The sequence below is a fragment of the Kribbella turkmenica genome (genome assembly GCF_004348725.1).
In the GTDB taxonomy this organism is placed as follows: Bacteria; Actinomycetota; Actinomycetes; order Propionibacteriales; family Kribbellaceae; genus Kribbella; species Kribbella turkmenica.
Window position 1 is genome coordinate 1 of sequence record NZ_SMKR01000137.1, and the last position, 20,967, is coordinate 20,967.

Sequence of the window (20,967 nt, forward strand, 5' to 3'; positions counted from 1 at the left end):
CCAACGCCAGAGCCATCTCCCGCCCGAGCCCCGAACCACCCCCGGTCACCACCGCTGCCCGCGTCACAGAATGCACCCTTCCGACGTCAACAGAACGGCGAGCATTCTCCTCCACTGCGAATGGTGACCAGCCGAAGACTGCGAGTAAATGAGTGGCGGCTCCCTGATGATTCTGGAAACTCATTTGCGTGTATCACGCAAGGATGTATATGCTTGCAGCATGCAAGTAAACGACGCGTACTCTCCGCAGACCCCGATCGAGGGAGTCATGCACGCGTTCACCCGGATCGGCCGCCGGCTCAAGGCGAAGCAGCCCGGCGACACGCTCGACCACAGCGCCCACGTGGCGCTGTTCGTGCTGCGCTGCAGCGGCGCGCTCCGGCTGTCCGACCTCGCCGCGCGGATGGAACTCGACGCCTCCACCGCCAGCCGGCACGTCCGGGCACTCGAGCAGCTCGGCCTGATCCGCCGCTCCTCCGACCCCGACGACGGCCGCGCCTTCCGGGTCGAGCTGACCGAGCAGGGCGTCGAGCAGTGGGAGTCCGGCGCTCGCCGCCGGATGGAGTTGCTCAGTGCGGCCATGGACGGCTGGTCCGAGGAGGACATCGAGACCTTCGAGCGATTGATGACCCGATTCGCCGACGGCGTCGCCAACCTGACCGACCCCACCACCGACAAGAGCTGGGCCGACAAGGGCTGGGCCGCCGTCGCCCCGCGAATCCGGCCGGCCGCGGCGGACCGCCGTACCGAAGACGTCGCGGCCGGCGGGGAGCCCGCAGCCCGCGACCACACCGACGACAACCTGGAGAGCACCAGATGAGCACGACCGAGCCCGCCACCAGCGGCGGCGCTGCGCCTGACACCGATACCCCGAACTACCTGTCCCACAAGCAGATCCTGGTCGTCCTCGGCGGCCTGATGGCCGGAATGTTCCTGGCCGCGCTCGACCAGAGCATCGTCGGCACCGCGCTGCCACAGATCGTCAGCGAGTTCAACAGCCTGGACAAGCTGTCCTGGGTGGTCACGGCGTACCTGCTGACCTCGACCGCCTCCACCCCGCTGTGGGGCAAGATCTCCGACCTGTACGGCCGCCGCCCGCTGTTCATCGCGGCGATCGTCACCTTCCTGGCCGGCTCGGTGCTGTCCGCGCTGGCGCAGAACATCGAGATGCTGATCGGCTTCCGGGCCGTCCAGGGTCTCGGCGCCGGCGGTCTGATGTCCCTGGCCTTCGCCACCATCGGCGACGTCATCCCGCCACGCGAGCGCGGTAAGTACATGGGGTACTTCGGTGCCGTTTTCGGCCTGTCCTCGGTGGCCGGCCCGCTGCTCGGTGGTCTGCTCACCGACGGTCCGGGCTGGCGCTGGATCTTCTGGATCAACCTGCCGATCGGCCTGGTCGCCCTGGCCGTCGTCGCCGCCGTCCTGAAGCTCCCGCACGTGCGGCGGTCGCACAAGATCGACTACCTCGGCGCCGCGGTGATCACCGGCGCGGTCACCACGCTGCTGCTGGCGATCTCCTGGAGCGGGCCGGGCAACGGCTGGGACGACCGGACCACGATCGCCCTGCTGGCCGCGGCCGTCGTGCTCGCCGTCGGCTTCGTGTTCGTCGAGCTGAAGGTGGCCGAGCCGATCATCCCGATGGACCTGTTCAAGGGCCGCATCTTCTCCGGGTACGCCGGGTACGCGTTCCTGCTCGGATTCGCGATGTTCGGTGCGCTGATCTTCCTGCCGCTGTACCTGCAGGCGGTCAAGGACATGTCGCCGACCCGCTCCGGGCTGGCCCTGCTGCCGATGATCGTCGGCATCTTCTCCGCCTCGATCCCGAGCGGCCAGCTGATGAGCAGGACCGGGCGCTACAAGGTGTACCCGGTGATCTCCGCGGTCCTGGTCGGCGGAGCGATGGTGCTGCTGTCCACGCTCAGCATGACCACGCCGTACTGGCACCTGGCGACCTACATGTTCGTGATGGGCACCGGCCTGGGTCTGTCGATGCAGATCACCGTGACCGCGGCGCAGAACAGCGTGCCCCGGCAGCACATGGGGAGCGCGACCTCGACGATGACGTTCTTCCGCTCGATGGGCGGCGCGATCGGTACGGCGGTGTACGGCGCCGTCCTGACCAGCCGGCTGAAGGAACACCTGACCGAGATCGTTCCGCACGCGACGCAGTCCATGGTCGACGGGTTGGCCAAGGCGGCGAACAGCGTCGAGGCGCTGCACGCCCTGAAGCCGCCGATGAAGGGCTGGGCCCTGCAAGGTCTGGTCCAGGCGATGGACGACGTGTTCCTGGTCTCGGTGCCGTTCCTCGCGATCGCGTTCGTCATCGCGGTCATCACTCCGGAGCAGCGACTCGCCGGTCGCTCGGACGGCGCCAAGCCGGACGAGTCCGTCGAGAGCTCCGCAGCCGCCGCACTGCACTGACGAGCGGCTGCCTATGAACGGAGGGCCTCACCGGGTCGCCCGGTGAGGCCCTCGCGTTCGTCAGCCGTCGACCACCTCGGGCGAAGGGCGTCTTCGCCGGGGCAGCTGGCGACGGGGTGGTTCGGGATCGACGTCGTTGCCGGCCAGGTGGTTGACGATGGTGTTCAGGACGGCGACCGTCGGTACGGCGACCAGCGCGCCGACGATCCCGGCGACGATCACGCCGGTGGCGATCGCCAGGATGATCGCCAGCGGGTGCACGGATACCGCGCGGCCGAGCAGGAACGGCTGCAGCACGTGCGCCTCGAGCTGCTGGACGCCGATCACGACCCCCAGCATGATGATCGCCACGATCGGGCCCTTGGCGACGAGCGCGACCAGGACGGCGACCACGCCGCTGATCAGCGCGCCGATTACCGGCACGAACGCGCCGACGAAGACCAGGATCCCGATCGCGCCCACCAGCGGCAGGCCGAGGATGGCGGCCCCCAACGAGATGCCGATCGCGTCCGCCGCGGCGACGATGATGGTGGCCCGGACGAACGCGGTCAGCGACACCCACGCCTTCCGGCCGGACGAGTCGGCCTTCTCCCGCGCCTGCCGCGGGAACAGCCGGACCAGCCAGGCCCAGATCTGCTCGCCCTGGTAGAGGAAGAAGAACAGGCAGAACAACGCGATGAACAACCCGGCGACGACGTGCGTCGCCGTGGTCCCGACCTCGGCCGCGCGCTGGCCGAGCGCACCGCCGGACGTGATCTCGTCGCGCAGCGCGTTGAAGGCGTTGGTGATGTCCTGGTCGTCGAGACCGAAGTTGAGCCGGGCCAGGTCGCGGACCTCCTGGACACCTTCGCCGACCTGGTTCGACAGGGTCTCGAACTGGCTGGCGATCTGCGTACCGACGAGCGTGAGCAGACCGGCGACCAGGACGACAGTGGCGAGCACGGTGATCCCGGCCGCCGGGCCGCGCGGGATCCGCAACTTCTGCAGGCCGCTGGTCACCGGGACGAGCAGCGCGGTGAGCAGTACGCCGACCGTCACCGGCACGACCACCTCGGACAGGTAGCGCATCCCGTAGCCGATCACGAGCACCGCGGCCACGATCACCAGGAACCGCCAGGCCCACGCACTGGCGATCTGCATCCCCGGCGTCACCCCGGTGTCGACCCGGCCCCTGGTGGACGCGACGAGCAGGTGGTCCTCGGCAGGCTCGACGTGCTCGCTGGTCTCCCGCAGTACCTCGTTGTCCGCCACCGGACTCGGGTTGTCACCACCCACGTCCGATACGTCGGCGTCCGGCCCGGTCTCCGGTACCTCGGCCGCACGCCCGTCCCGGCGTGTCGTCCGCTCACTGGCCGCCACGTCGGCCTCAGACGTGGTCGCCGGGCCGTCGTGTCGCCCCGCCTCGCTCATCACACCTCCACCGCGTCGCCTGCTGCTGAGACTAGTGCCCGGCGGGGACCGATCCATGAATGCGGCCCGCCAGCCCGGCGGCCGCCGTCGGGTCGAGATCGGCGAGCAGGCCCACGCCTGCCAGCACGTAGTCCTGGTCGACCGCGATCGCCGGGTGCTCGGGGACGAGCCAGCCCTCCTCCTGCGCGTTCGCCGCGACCGATCCGAGGATCCGCGCCGCCACCTCGGGCCCGTTGTGCCGCAGCACTCCCCCGGACCCGACCAGCAGGTCCACCTCGCGCAGGTCCTTCCCGGACCGCTCGATCACCCGTCCACCCGGCCCGAACACGATCCGCTGCCGGCCCGCGTGCCTCCTGACCGCGACCGTCGCCGCGATCCGCGCCAGCGTCTCGTCGTACGACGCCCCGGCCACGCTGTCCGGCAGGTACGACGGATCGTCATGCCTGCGCATCGCGGCCTGGCGCAGGGCGACGTCGTCGGGAACGAGTCCCGCCTCGATCCCCGCGGCCGCCACCGGCACCGCGCTCCACCGCATCCCGAGATCGCCCTCGACCGTCCGCGTCACCGGGTGGGTCGCGACCACCTCACGCCCGAGGTTGGCGTCCTCCGGGTCGAGCTCGATCACCGAGTGCACGTCCGTGGTCGCCCCGCCGACGTCCACGACCGCAACGTCACCGTGCAACCCCGCCAGCACCTCGACGCCGCGCAGTACGACGTCCGGTGTCGCGGCCCGGACCATCGTGGTGAAGGCGGGATCCCTGGACAGGTTCTTGCCGCCGATCACGTGCGCCAGGAACATCTCCCGGATCGCCGCCCGCGCACTGTCCGGCGCGAACACCCCGATCTCCGGTACGACGTTGTCCGCCAGCACGTGCGGTACGCGGGCCGACGCGAGCGTCTCCTGGATCTCCGCCTGCGCCGCGATGTTGCCGGCGACAACGACCGGGCGACGCCAGCGGTAGGTGGCCAGCGTCGACGCGGCCTTGACCAGGACGGCGGAGTTGCCGCCGTCGGTGCCGCCGAGCAGGAGGACCACGTCCGGCCGGTCCTTCCGCAGTTCCTTCAACGAGGTCGGCGTGAGTCCACCGTTGACCACGGCAACCACCCGGCCGCCGCTGGACAGCGCGACCCGGCGGCCGGCCTCGGCGGTGACCAGCTCCTCGTTGCCGACGACACCGATCCGCAGACCGCCACCCGCACTGGAACAGGCCAGCACGTCAGCCTTGGCGACGCCCCGATCGGCATCCACGAGCACGGACCGGCAGGCATGCCAGCCGTCCATCACGTCGCTGCCGATGGTGGTGCGGTGCTCGGCCCGGGCGACCAGCTCGCCCGAGCCGGAGTCCACCGCGATCGCCTTCGTGAAGGTCGACCCGAAGTCGACCGCAACCACGAGTCCCACGGATCACGACATCGCGCGGTCGAGGTCCGACAGCAGGTCGTCGACCGTCTCGATGCCGACGCTCAGCCGGATCAGGTCGGCCGGTACCTCCAGCGGCGTCCCCGCGACCGAGGCGTGCGTCATCTTCCCGGGGTGCTCGATCAGCGACTCGACCCCGCCGAGCGACTCGCCCAGCGTGAAGACCTCGGCCCGGTTGCAGATGTCGATCGCCTGCTGCTCGCCGCCCGCGACCCGGAACGACACGATGCCGCCGAACCGCTTCATCTGCTTCGCGGCGGTCTCGTGCCCGGCGTGCCCGTCGATCCCCGGGTACAGCACCTGGGTGACGGACTCGTGGCGCTGCAGGAACTCGACGACCCGCTCGGCGTTGTCGCTGTGCCGGTCCATCCGGACGCCGAGGGTCTTGATGCCCCGCAGTACCAGCCAGGAGTCGAACGGGCCGGCGACCGCACCGATCGCGTTCTGGTGGAAGGCGATCTTGTCGGCCAGCTCGGCGTCGCGGACGATCAGCGCGCCGCCGACGACGTCAGAGTGACCACCCATGTACTTCGTGGTCGAGTGCACGACCACGTCCGCACCGAGCTCCAGCGGCTGCTGCAGGTACGGCGAGGCGAACGTGTTGTCGACGACCAGCAGGGCACCGGCGTCGTGCGCGATCTGGGCGACGATGGCGATGTCGGCGACGTTCAGCAGCGGGTTGGTCGGCGTCTCCAGCCAGATCACCTTGGTCCTGCCTGGGCGGACGGCGGCCCGGATCGCCTCCGGGTGGGTGACCGCGGCCGGGGTCATCTCGACCCCCCAGGTGCCGAGCACCCTGGCGAACAGCCGGAACGTACCGCCGTACGCGTCGTCCGGGAACACCACGTGGTCACCCGGCACGCACAGCGAGCGGATCAGCGTGTCCTCGGCGGCCAGACCACTGGCGAAGGCGAAGCCGCGCGTGCCCGCCTCGATCGCGGCGAGACACTCCTCCAGCGCCGTCCGGGTCGGGTTCGCCGACCGGGAGTACTCGTAGCCGTTGCGCAGGCCGCCGACGCCGTCCTGCTTGTAGGTGCTGGTCGCGTAGATCGGCGGCACCACCGAACCGGTGGTCGGGTCGGGCTCGTTCCCGGCGTGGATGGCGAGTGTCTCGAAGCCGTAGTGGTGTTCCTTGTTCACCGGACCAGCGTACGGCCTGGTCTGATCGGCCCGCGCACGCCGTCCACAGGCAGGGCGAAGCGGTCGTGTCTGCGGTGGATCCAGGTTGTCCACAGCCGCGTCGAACCCCCTGGCATCTGACCCGGGCGGCGCCCTACCGTTGCGGTCAGTGATTACTGCCGCGGACGCAGGGTAGTCGCCCGTGCCGCGGGGAGTAGTTGCCCTGGTCAACGCACGCTGCGCACGACGTCCGCACGGGGACGTCTGCTCGAGTCACCGCACGAGGAAGGACGACGGCGCCGGATGAAGACACAAGCCAGGCCGCTCGACCAGGACGACCTGGCGATGGCGGACCTTGCCGAGGTTCGGGACTGGACCACACTCGCCGGGCCGGACAACGACGACTCCGGCCCGCAGGTCGTCCGCGCGCTCGTCAACCGGGTGATGTCCCGGACCCCGTGGCGACCGTGGCCGCTGGAGCCGGGCGAGGTGATCGCGGCCGAGATGGTCTCGTGGGGATTCACCACGCCCCGCGGTACGACGATGATCGTGTTCGACGGCCTGGTCTTCTCCGACTGCCCGGACAGCGGCTGGTCGGCGTTCGAGATCGGTCCGGACGACATCGCCGCCGCCGAGGCCGGGTTGGACGCGCACTGGCCGGAGCACCTCACGCTGGCAACCCGTCACTGGGGCCCGCCGGACTACGTCGGCGACGACAGCAGCCCGACGTTCGTGGACGAGTGGGACGCCGGAGCAGGCGCCGGCCGGCGGCATCTGGCCGTCTGGCTGCGTCCGGGCGCGCAGTTCCACCTGTACAGCAACAAGCCCACCAAGGACCCGCTGACGACGTCTGTCGGGGTCAACTACGCCGTCTACATCGACTAGGAGACCCTGAATGAGCGAGCCCTCCCCGGAGCCGGGCCGGATCCGGCGGATGTCCAACGGCATCTCCCGTTGGCGGAACACGCGGCGCGGAACCAAGACGCTCAAGGCCGCCTACGCCCAGGCCGCGCGGGACGCGAAGCGGATGGACCCGGTCGTCCGCGAGCGGATCGGCCGGGCCAACCTGACCAAGGCCGAGCTGCAGATGCTGGCCGAGAGCCAGGTGGCCGCGCAGTTCGGCGGGCAGCGGCACCGCGACCTCGCCCGGACACTGAGCCAGGACGCGGCCGGTCGCGTCCCGGACGGACGGGCCAACCGGTTTTCCCGGTGGCGGGCCACGCGGCGCGGGACGAAGGCGATCAAGGCGGCCTACGCGCAGGCGGCGAAGGACGTGAAGAAGATGGATCCGGCGGTCCGGGAGTCGATCGGACGGCACCGGATCACCCGCTCGGATCTCCAAGCCTTGTCGCAGGGGCGGATGGAGGACGTCTTCCGTCCGGAGGGCCGGATGGGTGCGCCCCCCGGAGCGCAACAACCTCAACAGCAGCAGCCTGCGCAGCAGGCGCCGCTCGCCGACCAGCTCCGCGCGGCGCAGCTCCAGTTGCAGGCGACCATGCTGCAGAACCAGCAGTTCCAGCTGCAGCTGGAGTCGATCCAGCAGCAGCTCCTCCAGGCACAACTGCAAACCCAGCAACAGATGCAAGCCCTCCAGCAACAACTCCGCGAGGCGCAGTCGTCCACCGGACCGGAGGCACAAACACCGACTGGGCCCGAGGCCCAGGCACCGGCCCAGCCCGAGGCCCAGGCACCGGCGCAGCCCGAGGCCCAGGCACCTGCCCAGCCGGAAGTCCGAACCCCGAGCGGCCCGGAGGCTCGAACTTCTGCGCAGTCGGAGACTCAGGCGCCCGGTCAGTCGGAGGTGCAGAACCCGGATCTCGTCGGGCAGCACGCCGTGGTGCCGGACGGACGCGCGGCGGCCCAGTCCGACGTACAGCGGCCGCCGGTCGACCAGCGCCAGGCGTGGGTTGCCTCAGGCACCGGTCAGGCCAACCACCAGGCAGCCCCAGCTCGCCCCGGCACGGAAGGCCAGCAGCGACCCGCCGACGTCCAGGCGGCCGCAGCCTCCAATCAGCAGTGGTCGCCGGACCCGTCCGTGGCGCCCGACCAGTCGGCGAGCAGCCAAGCCGACGCGAAGGGCAAACTCACGAAGGAGTTCGACGCCGCGTTCACCGGCCAAGCCCCGCCCCGGGTCTCCAACGGCGAGCAGGGCCGCCCAGCAGGCGAGCGCCCGGCCGGCAACGAACACCACCGCCAGACCGGACAGTCCACCACCCGGGATCACAAAGCCCCGGAGCGCTGACCCACCGCCGAACGGCACAGCCTCAACCCCAGCCTGCGACGCCGACTCCGGCGCACCGGCGAACGGATCAGCCCGGGACGTGACCGAAGCACCCGATGAACCCACCCGGCGCCTACGGTTGCCGACGCGGGGCCTGAGCACAGACGGAAGGAACAAGCCCGGAGATGAAGACCCAGGAAAGGCCGCTCGACGAGGACGACCTGGCCATGGCCGACCTCGCCGAGATACAGGACTGGCGACCGATCGCCGGTCCGGACAGCGACGCCTCCGGCCCAGCCGTGGTCCGCGCCTTGGTCCAGCGGGTGATGAACGCGACCGACTGGCAGCCGTGGCCGCTCAAGCCGGGCCAGCAGATCGAGCCCGGGCAGGCGTCCTGGGGATTCACCACCCGGCGGGGTACGACGATGATCGTGTTCGACGGCATGGCGTTCGCCGACGTGCGGAACGCCGGCTGGTGCGCGTACCGGATCACCCCCGACGACATCCCGGCCGCGGAGGCAGGGCTCGACGACCACTGGCCGGACCACCTGGAGCTGGCCCGCAAGCACTGGGGCGAGCCCGACTACGTCGGTGACGAGAGCAGCCCGACGTTCCTCGACGAGTGGGCCCCGGGCGCGGGCGCAGACCGCCGGCACCTCGCTGTCTGGGTCCGTCCCGGCGCCCAGTTGCACCTCTTCAGCAACAAGCCGACCAGAGACCCGCTGACCGTTGCGGTGGGTGTCAACTACGCGGTCTACATCGACTAGGAGATCGACAGATGACGACACCACACCAGGGCCCCGGACTGTGGGAACAGGGCAACTGGGGTCAGGCGATGGGCTGGCTCGCGGACCGCAGCCCTGAGGAGCAGCTCGCACTGAAGAAGCTGATCGACAAACAACTGGAGCCGCCCGGCCGGATTCTCGGTGCGGTACTGCGGGCGCGTGAGGTGGCCCGGCAGACGGTGATCCGGCTGAGCGAGGGTGCGCAGCAACTGGCCAGCCAGGCGCGGGAGTTCGGTCAGAACACGATGACCCGGGCGGGCGAGGCGTGGCAGGCGACGACCAATCGGGCCAACGAGCTCGGGCAGCGAGCGGCCGGCGCCTATCGAACCGGGCGGGACGCGACGGTCGACGCCGGCCGGCAGGCCGCGGTGGCCGCCGACCTGGCTGCGACGGTGGCCACTGAGCGCGTTCAGGCCGCCGGGCGGGCGGTCGCGGAAGGCACCCAGACCGCCGGCCGTGCCGTCGTCGACGGTGCCCAGACTGCCGGTCGCGCGGTGGCTGCGGGTGCACAGACTGCGGGTCGCGCCGTCGTCGACGGTGCCCAGACTGCCGGTCGCGCGGTGGCTGCGGGTGCACAGACTGCGGGTCGCGCCGTCGCGGAAGGCACGCAGGCCGCGGGACGGGCGGTGGCGGAGGGAGCGCAGACCGCGGGACGGGCCGTGGCGGAGGGAGCTCGGACCACCGGCCGTGCGGTCGTAGACGGAGCCCAGGGCGCCGGTCGCGTAGTCGCCGAGACCGCGAACAGGGTGTCTCGTTGGGTGCAGGACACGCGGCGGTCGTACACCACTCGGCTCGCCAACGCTGCGCGGGCCGGCTACGAGCAGTTCCGAGTGGACCCGGACCTGAACCAGGCCAGCCCCGAGCGCTCCGACATCGACAGCCTGATCGCCCGCGCCCAGCGGATCGCGGACATGGAGTCGCCGGAAGCACGCCAGCAGGCGTTCGCGGAGTTCACTCAGACCGCGGAGAGCCTGGCCGGCCGCACCGGCGCCGCCGCCGACACCCGCGCCGCCATGGCAGCCGCCGGCACGGGCGTTACCCCGCCCAAGGTCAGCCTCACCAAGCCCGACGGCACGCAACCCGCGCCGCAGACCGGTCAACGCGAGGACCAGCGCACCAACGGTCCCCAAGGCCAGTCCCCCAGGGACCCCGGCATCACCAAGTAACTGCCACTCCGAACGCCGCCGGCCACTCCGGCGGCGTTCGCCATCTCCCACACCCACGACCACCCGCCGAGTGCTGAGCCCCCAGCCGCACGTCGCACCCGCGCTACGGCGGCGTTCTCTTCCGGCACCGCACACACCCGTACGCTTGACGCAACCCGAGAGTTGCAATATGTTCATGGCAACCGAACGGTTGCTACTTGGAGGTTGTAATGGGGTTTCCTGATCGGATCGAGCGGACGGTTGAGATCGCGCACCCGCCCGCGAAGGTGTGGGCGGCGTTGACCACGGCCGAGGGGCTGGGCACGTGGTTCGGTCACCAGGCGACGATCGACCTGAGGGAGGGCGGTAGGGCGGAGATGACCTGGACCAGCGGGGACCACGCGCAGATGCGGATCGAGCGGGTCGAGGAACCGACCACGTTCGGCTTCACCTGGCACATCTATGGTCTGCCCGCGGAGGACCCGCGGCGTACCTATGTCGAGTTCACGCTCGTGCCCGTCGGCGCCGGCACCCGGCTGACCGTCGTGGAGACCGGCTTCGCGCAACTTCCGCAGGACGAGTACCGCAAGGCGTTCGAGGCCAACACGCAGGGCTGGACCGCCGAGCTCGACGAACTGGTCGAATACCTGGATGCAGCCTGAGATGACGCAGGACCCGAGCAGGGCCGACATGGAGGCGGTCGCGGAGCAGGTGTTCGTCGCCCTGGCCGACCCGAGCCGGCGCAGCATCCTGGCGGCGCTGGCGTCGGGCGGCCCGGCGACCGCCACGGATCTGGCGAATCGCCTGCCGATCACCCGGCAGGCGATCGCCAAGCATCTGACACTGCTGACCGACGCCGGCCTGGTGACCCCGGAACACGGAGAACGCCGCCGCGTCCGTTTCCGCCTGCACTCGGCGCCGATGCAGGTCGCCCAGCAGTTCCTGGCCGCCATGGCCCGCGACTGGGACAGCCGCCTCGACGCACTGAAGGATCACCTCGAACGCTAGCCCCAGCCGGTCAGTGGTGGCCGGGGATGCGAACGTCGACCCAGACCAGTCGGTGGTCGCTCGTCGGGAACGGGAAGACACCGGTCAGCCGCGACAGCGGATCCGCCTGCGGCGGCCAGAACACGCCCGCCCCGACCGGCCGCAACTGACGCGACGGCAGCACGTAGTCGGCCCGCAGGTTCCCCGGCGCGGGATTGTCCGCGAAGTCCGCGGTGTCGTACTTCGGGTCGCCTCGGTGCGACGTGTTCGCTCCACGCTGCAGGACGGCGGCCTCCGCGGCGCCGGCCGACGCCGGCCTCGGGTCGATGATCCGCGGGTGCTCGATCAGTTGCTGAATCGAGCCGGGGACCGAGTCTCCGTCGAGCGGGTCGCTGTTCTGGTCGCCCGCGACGACGAACGCGCTGCCCGGCCGCAGACCGCCGTACCGGCCGTTGTCGTCGTAGATGTACGACGACCGCTTGCCGGGCTGGACGTAGTCGGCCCAGAACCGGATCTCGTCGTGGTTGCGCCGTCCGTTGCGGTCCTCGGCGCCGTCGAACGTCGGCGGTGTCGGGTGCGAGACCAGGAAATGCACGGTGCGCTTGCCGACCTTGACCGGGAGGTCCCAGTGCGACTTGCTGGACAGCCGGAAGACGTTGAGCTCGGCCGGCGAGTACCAGTCGGCGGGCGCCGGCGTGGCCGGGTCGTCCGGCAGCAGTGCGCCCGGCATGTCCTTCCACCGGAACAGCTGGAACGTCCGGACGTGCCGGGTGTCGATCGGGTAGCGCGAGTACACGGCCATGCCGAACTGGCCTTCGAACGTGCCGAAGCCGAACGCGTCGTCACCACCCGCGATCCGCCCGTCGTTGTTCAGGTCGAACCCGCTCGGAATCCCGGTGTTGGACGGTGCGACGTACACGTACGGGTAGTCGATCGGGTTCGCCCCGCCCTGGCCGACAGCCAGGTAGTTGGCCCGGAACAGGTTCGCCGCCTGCCGGTTCGGCACGAAGTCGAACTCGTTGATCAGCAACACGTCCGGCCGCGTCCGCTGGATCACCTCGGCGACCGCCTTCGCCTGCGCGTTGGTGCCGGTACTCAGGTCCGCGACCAACTGTCCGGCCGCACCCCGGTTCAGGCTCGCGTTGTACGTCGCGAACCGCACAGCCTCCCGCCCACCGGCCTCCGCCGGCGGCACCAGCGCCGTACCGCCTGCGAGCAGTACCACCAGCGCAACCACTAACCTCCGCATGACCACCCCTCCACTCGGCCCGAATGTCCAAACGCAAACACCCCAGCGTTTGCCGCCCCTGAACGCCAAGTGAACTCTCCAGAACTCCCGGCGGCTACAGCTCACTCAACTGCAGGCGCGTTCGACCGGGATGCCCGCTCAACTGCAGGCGCGTTCGACCGGGATGCCCGGGCTGAGGTGTTCGGCAGTGCGCACGGGTTTCTTCACGGGAGGGACGTAGGTGCGCACGTGGCCTCGCCGGGGTGTAGCCACTGTGGCGCCGTGAATCGGAAGGTGCTCACGGGGCGACCGCAGGACTGCCGCCGGCAGGTCATCGGTCGCCAGGAAGGCTGACGGGGGTGCCACGGCGGGAGAGGATCGCGGTGGCGGCGTCGAGGAGGACGGCGCGGATCTCGGCGTCGGTGACGCCCAGGTCGAGCTCGGTGGACATCGCGGCGCCGACAGTCTCGACCGCGGCGGCGGCGCGGAGGCGGTCGGCGGGAGTCGGGTTCGGACCCGCCAGCCACAGCTGGAAGCGCCGGCTCTGGGCGATCAGCGCGTCCAGGTCGTCACCGAACGCCGCGAGTACGGCGGCGATGTCGCGCAGCAGCGCCGGCCCGGTCGACCGGTGCTGGATCACCACGTCGACGTACGCACCGAGCAGTTCACGCTCAGCCTCCGGGGACCACGGCAGCTCGTCGGACCGGGCGAGCACCTCGAAGATGTCGTCCAGGAAGGTGCCGACGATCGCGCGCAGCAAGTCCTGCTTGGACGAGTAGTGGTAGTACAGCGACGCCTTGGTGATGCCGACCCGCTCGGCGATCTCGCGCAGGCTGGTCTTGTCGTACCCCTGGCTGGAGAACAGCTCGACCGCCGCCCGGTGGATCTCCGTCTTGGTGTCTCTCACCCGCTCACGGGGATTCATCGGCTGCTGCACGTGACCACCCTCTCACTTCCTTTCCCCGTGAGCGCACTTCACTTGCCTACCGACCGGCAGGTAGTCTACCAACCGACCGGCAGGTAGATAGACCTCAGGAGGGGTTCGGGGTGTTCACCAAACTCGGACGATTCGTCGTCCACAACCCGTGGAAGGTGATCGCCGCCTGGGTGATCGCGGCGGTGGCCGTGGTCGCCTTCGCGCCGACGCTGGCCGACGTGACCAACAAGGACCAGGCGGCCTTCCTGCCCGACGAGTACGAGTCGGTGCAGGCGCAGAAACTGGCCGCGGACGCCTTCGGGCAGACCAACGACGCAACCGCGAGCATCGTGGTCAAGCGCGGCGCCGGCGGTGAGCTGACCGCGGCCGACCAGGCGAAGGTGTCCGAGCTCGCGACCAAGATCACCGCGGCCGAGATCGAGCGGGTCACCGGCGCGATCACCGGTCCGCAGGCGGTCTCGCCGAACAAACAGGTCCAGATCGTCAGCGTCGGCCTCGAGGGCCTGCCCGACGACCAGGTCGTGCTGGACGCGGTACAGAAGATCCGCGACATCACCGGTCCGGCGCTGTCCGGCACTGATCTCCACTACGGCGTGACCGGCGACGCCGCGTTGTACCTGGACAATCAGGACGCGTTCGAGAACGCGTTCGTGGTGGTCGGCATCGCGACCGTCGTACTCATCATCGGCCTGCTGCTGGTCATCTACCGCAGCCCGGTCGCGGCGCTGCTGCCGATCCTGACCGTCGGTCTGGTGGCCGCGATCGCGCCCGGTCTGATCGCCCTGGCCGCGAAGGCCTTCGACCTGCAGGTGACTCAGGACCTGCAGACCATCCTCACCGTCGTGCTGTACGGCGTCGGGACGGACTACATCCTGTTCCTGCTGTTCCGGTACCGCGAGCGCCTCCGCGCCGGCGAGCCGTCGAAGGAGGCGTTGGTCACCGCGACCGCGCGGGTCGCCGAGGTCATCGTGTCGGCCGCGGGCGCGATCATCGTCGCCTTCAGCGCTCTGCTCCTCGCGGTCTTCGGCGGGTTCAAGAGCCTCGGCCCGGGTCTCGCGATCGCGGTCGCGGTGATGGCGTTCGCGGCGATCACGCTGATCCCGGCGGTGGTGTCGCTGCTCGGCCCGAAGGTGTTCTGGCCGTCGAAGTCGTGGCAGAAGACGCCGAAGGGCGCGATGTTCAAGCGGTTCGGCCGGTTCACCGCCCGCCGCCCGGCCGTGGTCGCCCTGGTGTCCGGGGGCCTGATGGTCGCGCTCGCTCTCGGCGCGCTGGGGATGAAGGTCGACTACGACGCGTTCAGCCAGTTGCCCGACGGCACGGAGTCCGCCCAGGCGGTCAAGGACCTGCAGGCCGGCTTCCCGGCTGGTGCGCTGAACCCGACCACGGTCTACGTCCGCAGCACCGACGGTACGCCGCTCGACCCGGCCGAGCTCACGGCGTACGCCGGCAAGCTCGCCGAGGTGGAGGGTGTCGGCGCCGTGCTCCCGGCCGGTGCGGACGGCAGTCCGGCCCTGCTCGACCAGGACAAGACCGTTGCCCAGATCAACGTCGTACTGAGTGGCGCGCCGTACGCGACGTCGTCGCTGGACCTGGTCGACGGGGAACTGCGGGACGTCGCACACGCCGAGGCACCCGCCGGCACGACCGCGCTGCTGGGCGGAGTGACCGCCAGCTACACCGACATCCGGGACGCGAACAGCCGGGACCTCTCGGTGATCTTCCCGGTCGCCGGCGGGCTGATCGCGATCATCCTCGCGCTGCTGCTGCGGTCGCTGCTCGCCCCGATCGTGCTGATGATCGCGGTCGTGCTGAGCTTCTTCAGCTCGATCGGCGCGACCGTCATGGTGTTCCAGGACGCGGCCGGGCACGCGGGGGTGACGTTCTCGCTGCCGATCATGCTGTACCTGTTCGTCGTTGCCATCGGCACCGACTACAACATCCTGATGATCGCCCGGTTGCGGGAGGAGGCCGAGCAGGGCACCGAGCCGCGTGAGGCCGCCGACCTGGCGATCGAGCACGGCGGGCCGTCGGTGGCGGCGGCCGGCCTGATCCTGGCCGGGACGTTCTCGTCGCTGATGCTGGCCGGAATGGCGCTGCTCACCGAGATGGGTTTCTCGGTCGCGGCGGGGATCGTGATCTCCGCCTTCCTGATGTCGATCTTCCTGGTCCCGAGCGTCACCGCACTGCTCGGCCAACGGGCCTGGTGGCCACGCCGGATCCGGCCCACGGCGGCCGCGCCGGAAGAGCGTCAGCTGCAGCCGATCGGCTGATCCCCTGATCCGCAGGCTGAGGGGCGGCGCCGATTCGGTCCGCCCCCGGTCAGGCGAGACGAGGTCCCGGGCCACCTGGTCCGGGACCTCGTTCGTCTACTGGCCTCTGAGCCGGACGGTGAAGATCGGCAGCAGCAGGTGGACGAGCGGCCCGATCGCGAGGGCGTAGAAGACCGTGCCGACACCGATGACACCGCCGAGCAGGAAGCCGATCGCGAGCACGGTCAGTTCGATGGTCGTCCGGACCAGGCGGACGCTGAGTCCGGTACGGCGTACCAGGCCGGTCATCAGGCCGTCGCGCGGACCGGGGCCGAACTGCGCGCCGATGTAGAGCGCACCGGCGAGCGCGTTCACCACGACACCGGCGACCATGAAGACGATCCGCAGCCAGAGCTCGTCCGGCCGGTCGACCGTGGCCAGCGTGAGGTCGGTGACCAGGCCGATGACGATCGCGTTGCTGATCGTGCCGAGGCCGGGCCACTGCCGCAGCGGGATCCACGCCAGCAGTACGACGAAGCTCATCGCGATCACCACGGCGCCGAAACTCAACGGCAGGTGCTTCGTGATGCCCGAGTGCAGGACGTCCCACGGGTCCAGGCCGAGGTTGCCCTGGATCATCAGGCCCATCGACGCGCCGTAGAGGGTCAGACCGACGTACAACTGGAGGAGACGGCGCGGAAGGTGGCCTGCTCTCAGTTGCTCGATCGGGTTCAGCGCGGCGAGTTGACGAGGTGGGGCGTCGGAAGTGGCGGTCACACTCATCAGTTTGCGGGGAAGTGGCCTGGCATTCGATAGCCAATTGCGCAATAGTGGACTGCATGAACCTTCCGGCGAGCACATTGTCCGGTCTCCTGGGCGCCTGGTCCGACGGGGCCGGCCCGGCGTACCGGCTGCTGGCGGAGCGGCTCCGGCTGCTCATCGCGGACGGGCGGATCATGCCCGGCTCGCGCCTGCCGAGTGAGCGTGAGCTGACCGACGCGCTCGGCGTCAGCCGGACGACGGTCGCGTCGGCGTACCGCGAGTTGCGGGACAGTGGCTATCTGTTGTCCCGCCGCGGCTCGGGGAGTGTGACCGCCCTCCCGTCGAGGATCGAGCCCGAGCTGGGGCGGCATCACGCGCCGGGAATCGACGCCGATGGTCTGTACGACTTCACCTGCGCGGCCCCGGGCGCCGTACCGGGGATTTCCTCCGCGGTCGCCGAGGCGGCGGCGGATCTGCCGGTGCACCTGGCGACGCCGGGGTACCACCCGCAGGGCTTGCCGGTCCTGCGGGAGGAGATCGCGGCGGCGTACGACGAACGCGGACTGCCGACGACACCGGATCAGATCATCATCACCGCGGGCGCGTTGGCGGCGACGTCGATCGCCGTCCGGGCGATCACGCAGATCGGCGACCGGGTGCTCACCGAGAGCCCGACCCACCCGAACTCGGTGGACGCGATCCGGCGCAGCGGGTGCCGGGTGGTGGCGGTGCCGATCAGCCCCGGTGGCTGGGACCTTCCCTTGCTGGAGGCGACGATCAGGCAGACGGCGCCGCGGGCTGCCTGGATGGTGGTGGACTTCCAGAACCCGACCGGCTGGCTGATGTCTGCGGCCGACCGGCAGCGGCTGGCGATCGCGTTCGCGCGGGCCCGGACGACGGCGATCGTCGACGAGACGCTGTTCGAGCTGTCGCTGGACGGGCAGGAGATGCCGCCGCCGTTCGCGTCGTACGACCCAGCCGGCGTGATCACCGTCGGCTCGGTCAGCAAGTCGTTCTGGGGCGGGCTGCGGATCGGGTGGATGCGCGTGCCGGATCCGCTGATCGCTCGCGTGCTCGACGCGAAGGCATCGATGGATCTCGGGGCGCCGGTGCTGGATCAGTTGGTCGTGGCCGGGTTGCTGCGGCGGCGGGCCGAGCTCTTGCCCGAGCGCCGGCGGGACATCGCCCGGCGGCGGGACGCACTGGTGTCCGCGCTGTCGGAGTTCCTGCCGTCATGGCGGTTCCAGTTGCCGGGTGGCGGGTTGTCGCTGTGGTGCGAGCTGCCGGAGCCGGTCGGTTCCTCATTGGTCGGCGTGGCGCAACGACACGGCGTACTGCTCGTCGCGGGTTCCCGTTTCTCACCGGACGGCGGCCTCGAGTCCTTCCTGCGCCTCCCGTTCACACTCGCCCCCGACGCCTTGCGCGACGGCGTCCGGCAGTTGGCGGCGTCATACGCGTCCCTCACGTCCGGCCCACCGCCCCGCCGGACGGCGGCGATGATCGCCTGATGCGAACGCCCAGGCCATCACAAGCGCGACCGCCGGGCCGATGCACGCTGCGACGCCGCCGAGACGGCGGATTGTGATGGCGTGGCGGTCCGGACACGTCATCGTCCGGTAAGGGGCGCGGGGAAGGTTCACCCCGCGGATGGCGTTGGGAGACTGTGAGAGTCACTTTGCGAGAGGCGTGAGATGTCGTTCTTCAAGCGCAACACAGCCCTGGTCGAGCCTGAGGCCGCTCTGCCCGGTCGGCCGCAGCCCGGTTTCTCCGTGCCGTCGGAGAACATCGTTCTCGGTACGCCGCAGACCGCCGCGGCCCCTGAGGGCTTCGAGGAGGTCTGGTTCGGCACCGGGTGTTTCTGGGGCACCGAGGAGATCTTCTGGCAGCAGCCCGGGGTCTACACGACCGCGGTCGGCTACGCGGGTGGGTACACACCCAACCCGTCGTACGAGGAGGTCTGCACCGGCGGCACCGGCCACACCGAGGCCGTCCGCGTGGTCTACGACCCGACCAAGACCACGTTCACGGATCTGCTGAAGGTCTTCTGGGAGACCCACGACCCGACGCAGGGCATGCGTCAGGGCAACGACCTGGGCTCGCAGTACCGGTCTGCGATCTACTACACGACCGACGCCCAGCGCGCCGAGGCCGAGCGCACCCGGGACCTGTACGCCCCGGTCATCGCCGCCCGCGGCTACGACGCCATCACCACCGAGATCGCCCCGGCCACCACCTTCTTCTACGCCGAGGGCTACCACCAGCAGTACCTTCACAAGGTCCCCAACGGCTACAGGTGCCACAGCAACACCGGCGTACCGTTCCCGTCCGACAAGCTCTGACCTCCGGCAGGATTTGGCGGTGTCCGGCCCGTGCGTCTGCGGCCGGACACCGTGACACGTAGGGATCCTGACCGCGCAGTCGTAGTCTCCACGCGAGGGCTGCCACGATGCGGACACACAGACCGTCCGAGGCCGATGATGAACCCGCTGCCTGTTTCAGCAGGTTCCTAGGCGAGCGCGGCCTCCGCCTCCATCTTGGCCTGCATCGCGTCCAGCATCGCGGTGAACTCGGCGTGGCTCGGCGCCTCCATCGGCGTCGCGTCCGGCGTCCTCGCGAGCAGGTCGAGGAACCGGTCGAGAAAGTCCCCGGTGGCCGACGGCAGGTGCGCGGAGAAGATCCGCGTCGGCCGCAGCCGGCGTACGCCCTCGAGCACCTCGGCGAACTTTTCCCGGTCGAGCATCGTGCTCCACGGGGAGTCCATCACCGCCCAGGCGAGCATGCCGCCCGCGAGGGCGTCCGCCGGGATCTCGGTGACGTCCTGCGTCGGCTCTGGCAGCGTCGCACCGAACGAGTCGACGCTGAAGAGGCTGCCGGTCGACTCGTCGAGGAACCCGATCGACATCGGATTGTCGTAGAGCGGCGGCGCGACGGTGCGCAGCGTGCGGTCGCCCACGGACAGCCGGTCGCCAGCCCGGATCGCGCGCACCCGGTCCATCGGCACCGGCCACCAGGTCGACATCCGCAGGGCCGACAGGGCATGAGTGACTAGTCGGGCCTGGGGCGCCGCCTCGAGGACGCGCTGGACGGCACCGGTGTGGTCGGCGTCGTCGTGGGTGAGCCACAACCACTTCAGGTTGGCCAGACCGATGGCGTCGTCGACCGCGTCGAGGAGCTGGTCCGCGTCCTGCGCGAGGCCGGTATCGACGAGTACGGGTTCAGCCGCCTCGAGGAGGAAGGCGTTGATCGTGAGGACCCCGTCGGGGCCCAAAGGCAGGGAAACCGGCATCACGTGTACGTCGGGCGTGGGTCGGTACGGGTTCTCCATCAGAGCCTCCGGGATCTGGTCGTTCTTGCCCGGAAGGCGTTCAGGTCATCGGTGTTCCGTTCAGTCAGGAGTGAACGATCCAGCGGACAGGATCGGTGGGGTCCGGCTCGAACGCACAGTAGAGGCCGGTCCGGACGCGGCGGTCCAGTACGTCCCCTGCGTCTGGCAGGTCCTCCCGGATCCGCGCGATGGCGGTGCGCACCGAGCGGGTGACGTTGAGCCGGGCCCGCTCGGCCGCCGACGCCGCCCTCCGCGAGCGGCCGGACAGCCCGAAGGCGGCGGCGAGCTGGACGACGAGCTCGTCGCACTCTCGCTGAAGCTGCGTGGCGCGGTCGTCGTCGCCGATCGCGAGAACGTCCTCGATCTCGTCGCGCAACTGCTCGACTCTTCGCCGGTACGCCTGTCGCGCGGTGCCGTCCAGCAGCTCGCCGGCGTCACCCAGCCGGTGCCGGTCGGGCCCATCGGGCACCACGTGCTCGATCTGGTCGACGAGATCGAGCACGTGCCGCTCGACGCCCGGGCTGGCCATCAGCATGGCAAGGTAGCGGAGTCCCTTGGTGTGGGCGAGCCGGATCCGTACGCCGTCGAACTCCACCACCCAGGCGCCCGGCCCGCAGCGGAGTGTGACCGTCTGGGCGGCGGCCTTCCCATGAGCCAGCCGCTCGAGGAGCTCGAGGTCGCGGGGCGACATGGTGACGTCGAGCCCGGAGAGGACGCTCGCCGCGCGGCCGGCCTCGACCTGCGCCGCGGCACGGTTGCCGGCCTGCTCGTGCAGGCGGGCCAGCTCGAGTCCGAGCGCGACCTTCATGACGGGCAGCCCGACCGGCAGCCCGCGGTCGTCGTCGCCGATCGCGAGAACGTCCTCGATCTCGTCGCGCAACTGCTCGACTCTTCGCCGGTACGCCTGTCGCGCGGTGCCGTCCAGCAGCTCGCCGGCGTCACCCAGCCGGTGCCGGTC

At 70.2% G+C, this 20,967-nt stretch carries 19 protein-coding genes; 11 read left to right on the plus strand and 8 right to left on the minus strand.

The window, feature by feature from the left end; translation table 11 throughout:
- The first annotated feature begins 220 nt into the window (after positions 1-220).
- Both E1218_RS26370 and E1218_RS26375 read left to right on the plus strand, forming a co-directional pair.
- On the plus strand, positions 221-820 hold the full coding sequence (locus tag E1218_RS26370; RefSeq protein ID WP_132324736.1) for a MarR family winged helix-turn-helix transcriptional regulator: 600 nt from the start codon (positions 221-223) through the stop codon (positions 818-820).
- Complete coding sequence (locus E1218_RS26375; RefSeq protein ID WP_132324738.1) at positions 817-2,421, plus strand: MDR family MFS transporter; 1,605 nt, start codon at positions 817-819, stop codon at positions 2,419-2,421. The genes E1218_RS26370 and E1218_RS26375 overlap by 4 nt, the downstream gene beginning before the upstream one ends.
- Positions 2,422-2,481: 60 nt before the next feature.
- Here E1218_RS26375 and E1218_RS26380 read toward each other — a convergent pair whose 3' ends face one another.
- From E1218_RS26380 to E1218_RS26390, 3 genes are read right to left on the minus strand one after another with little or no spacing between them, the layout of a single operon-like run.
- Positions 2,482-3,831 (minus strand): AI-2E family transporter, encoded by a 1,350-nt coding sequence (locus tag E1218_RS26380; RefSeq protein ID WP_132324740.1) that lies wholly within the window; start codon positions 3,829-3,831, stop codon positions 2,482-2,484.
- A gap of 31 nt (positions 3,832-3,862) precedes the next feature.
- The gene (locus E1218_RS26385) at positions 3,863-5,233 is read right to left on the minus strand and encodes a glutamate mutase L (RefSeq protein WP_132324742.1); all 1,371 of its coding nucleotides are present in this window, start codon (positions 5,231-5,233) and stop codon (positions 3,863-3,865) included.
- A 3-nt stretch (positions 5,234-5,236) separates the two neighbouring features.
- Positions 5,237-6,391, minus strand: coding sequence for a cystathionine gamma-synthase (locus E1218_RS26390; RefSeq protein WP_132324744.1), 1,155 nt, complete (start codon positions 6,389-6,391; stop codon positions 5,237-5,239).
- A 282-nt stretch (positions 6,392-6,673) separates the two neighbouring features.
- Between E1218_RS26390 and E1218_RS26395 the strand changes: the two genes are divergently transcribed.
- The 6 genes from E1218_RS26395 (at position 6,674) to E1218_RS26420 (ending at position 11,529) form a co-directional block, all read left to right on the plus strand.
- On the plus strand, positions 6,674-7,255 hold the full coding sequence (locus E1218_RS26395) for a hypothetical protein (protein ID WP_132324746.1): 582 nt from the start codon (positions 6,674-6,676) through the stop codon (positions 7,253-7,255).
- A gap of 10 nt (positions 7,256-7,265) precedes the next feature.
- The gene (locus E1218_RS26400; RefSeq protein ID WP_132324748.1) at positions 7,266-8,612 is read left to right on the plus strand and encodes a hypothetical protein; all 1,347 of its coding nucleotides are present in this window, start codon (positions 7,266-7,268) and stop codon (positions 8,610-8,612) included.
- A 164-nt stretch (positions 8,613-8,776) separates the two neighbouring features.
- Complete coding sequence (locus E1218_RS26405; protein ID WP_132324750.1) at positions 8,777-9,358, plus strand: hypothetical protein; 582 nt, start codon at positions 8,777-8,779, stop codon at positions 9,356-9,358.
- Between the two features lie 11 nt (positions 9,359-9,369).
- Positions 9,370-10,542: a hypothetical protein gene (locus E1218_RS26410; RefSeq protein ID WP_132324752.1), complete on the plus strand. Its 1,173-nt coding sequence runs from the start codon at positions 9,370-9,372 to the stop codon at positions 10,540-10,542.
- A gap of 209 nt (positions 10,543-10,751) precedes the next feature.
- Positions 10,752-11,183 carry an SRPBCC domain-containing protein gene (locus tag E1218_RS26415; RefSeq protein WP_132324754.1) on the plus strand — a complete coding sequence of 144 codons (432 nt, stop codon included), beginning with the start codon at positions 10,752-10,754 and terminating at the stop codon, positions 11,181-11,183.
- Positions 11,173-11,529, plus strand: a complete 357-nt coding sequence (locus E1218_RS26420; RefSeq protein ID WP_233712478.1) for an ArsR/SmtB family transcription factor — start codon at positions 11,173-11,175, stop codon at positions 11,527-11,529. Before E1218_RS26415 ends, E1218_RS26420 begins: the two co-directional genes overlap by 11 nt.
- Before the next feature lie 10 nt (positions 11,530-11,539).
- On the opposite strand, the gene E1218_RS26425 is transcribed toward E1218_RS26420, so the two are convergent.
- Positions 11,540-12,757, minus strand: coding sequence for an endonuclease/exonuclease/phosphatase family protein (locus E1218_RS26425; RefSeq protein WP_132324756.1), 1,218 nt, complete (start codon positions 12,755-12,757; stop codon positions 11,540-11,542).
- A gap of 310 nt (positions 12,758-13,067) precedes the next feature.
- Positions 13,068-13,673, minus strand: a complete 606-nt coding sequence (locus tag E1218_RS26430) for a TetR/AcrR family transcriptional regulator (RefSeq protein WP_233712479.1) — start codon at positions 13,671-13,673, stop codon at positions 13,068-13,070.
- Positions 13,674-13,783: 110 nt separating this feature from the next.
- Here E1218_RS26430 and E1218_RS26435 point away from each other — a divergent pair, with 110 nt between their 5' ends.
- Positions 13,784-15,943: an MMPL family transporter gene (locus E1218_RS26435; protein WP_132324758.1), complete on the plus strand. Its 2,160-nt coding sequence runs from the start codon at positions 13,784-13,786 to the stop codon at positions 15,941-15,943.
- Between the two features lie 96 nt (positions 15,944-16,039).
- On the opposite strand, the gene yczE is transcribed toward E1218_RS26435, so the two are convergent.
- Positions 16,040-16,699 (minus strand): membrane protein YczE, encoded by a 660-nt coding sequence (gene yczE / locus E1218_RS26440; RefSeq protein WP_132324760.1) that lies wholly within the window; start codon positions 16,697-16,699, stop codon positions 16,040-16,042.
- Between the two features lie 62 nt (positions 16,700-16,761).
- On the opposite strand from yczE, the gene yczR reads away from it, so the two are divergent.
- Both yczR and msrA read left to right on the plus strand, forming a co-directional pair.
- The gene (gene yczR, locus E1218_RS26445) at positions 16,762-18,192 is read left to right on the plus strand and encodes a MocR-like transcription factor YczR (protein ID WP_132324762.1); all 1,431 of its coding nucleotides are present in this window, start codon (positions 16,762-16,764) and stop codon (positions 18,190-18,192) included.
- A 183-nt stretch (positions 18,193-18,375) separates the two neighbouring features.
- Entirely contained in the window at positions 18,376-19,023 is a 648-nt protein-coding gene (msrA, locus tag E1218_RS26450) for a peptide-methionine (S)-S-oxide reductase MsrA (protein ID WP_132324763.1), read from the plus strand.
- A gap of 167 nt (positions 19,024-19,190) precedes the next feature.
- Here msrA and E1218_RS26455 read toward each other — a convergent pair whose 3' ends face one another.
- Together E1218_RS26455 and E1218_RS36250 are read right to left on the minus strand one after the other, a co-directional pair.
- Entirely contained in the window at positions 19,191-20,009 is an 819-nt protein-coding gene (locus tag E1218_RS26455; RefSeq protein WP_132324764.1) for an oxygen-binding di-iron domain-containing protein, read from the minus strand.
- A gap of 64 nt (positions 20,010-20,073) precedes the next feature.
- Positions 20,074-20,967: hypothetical protein (locus E1218_RS36250; protein ID WP_202866200.1), on the minus strand; the 894-nt coding region annotated here is incomplete at its 5' end.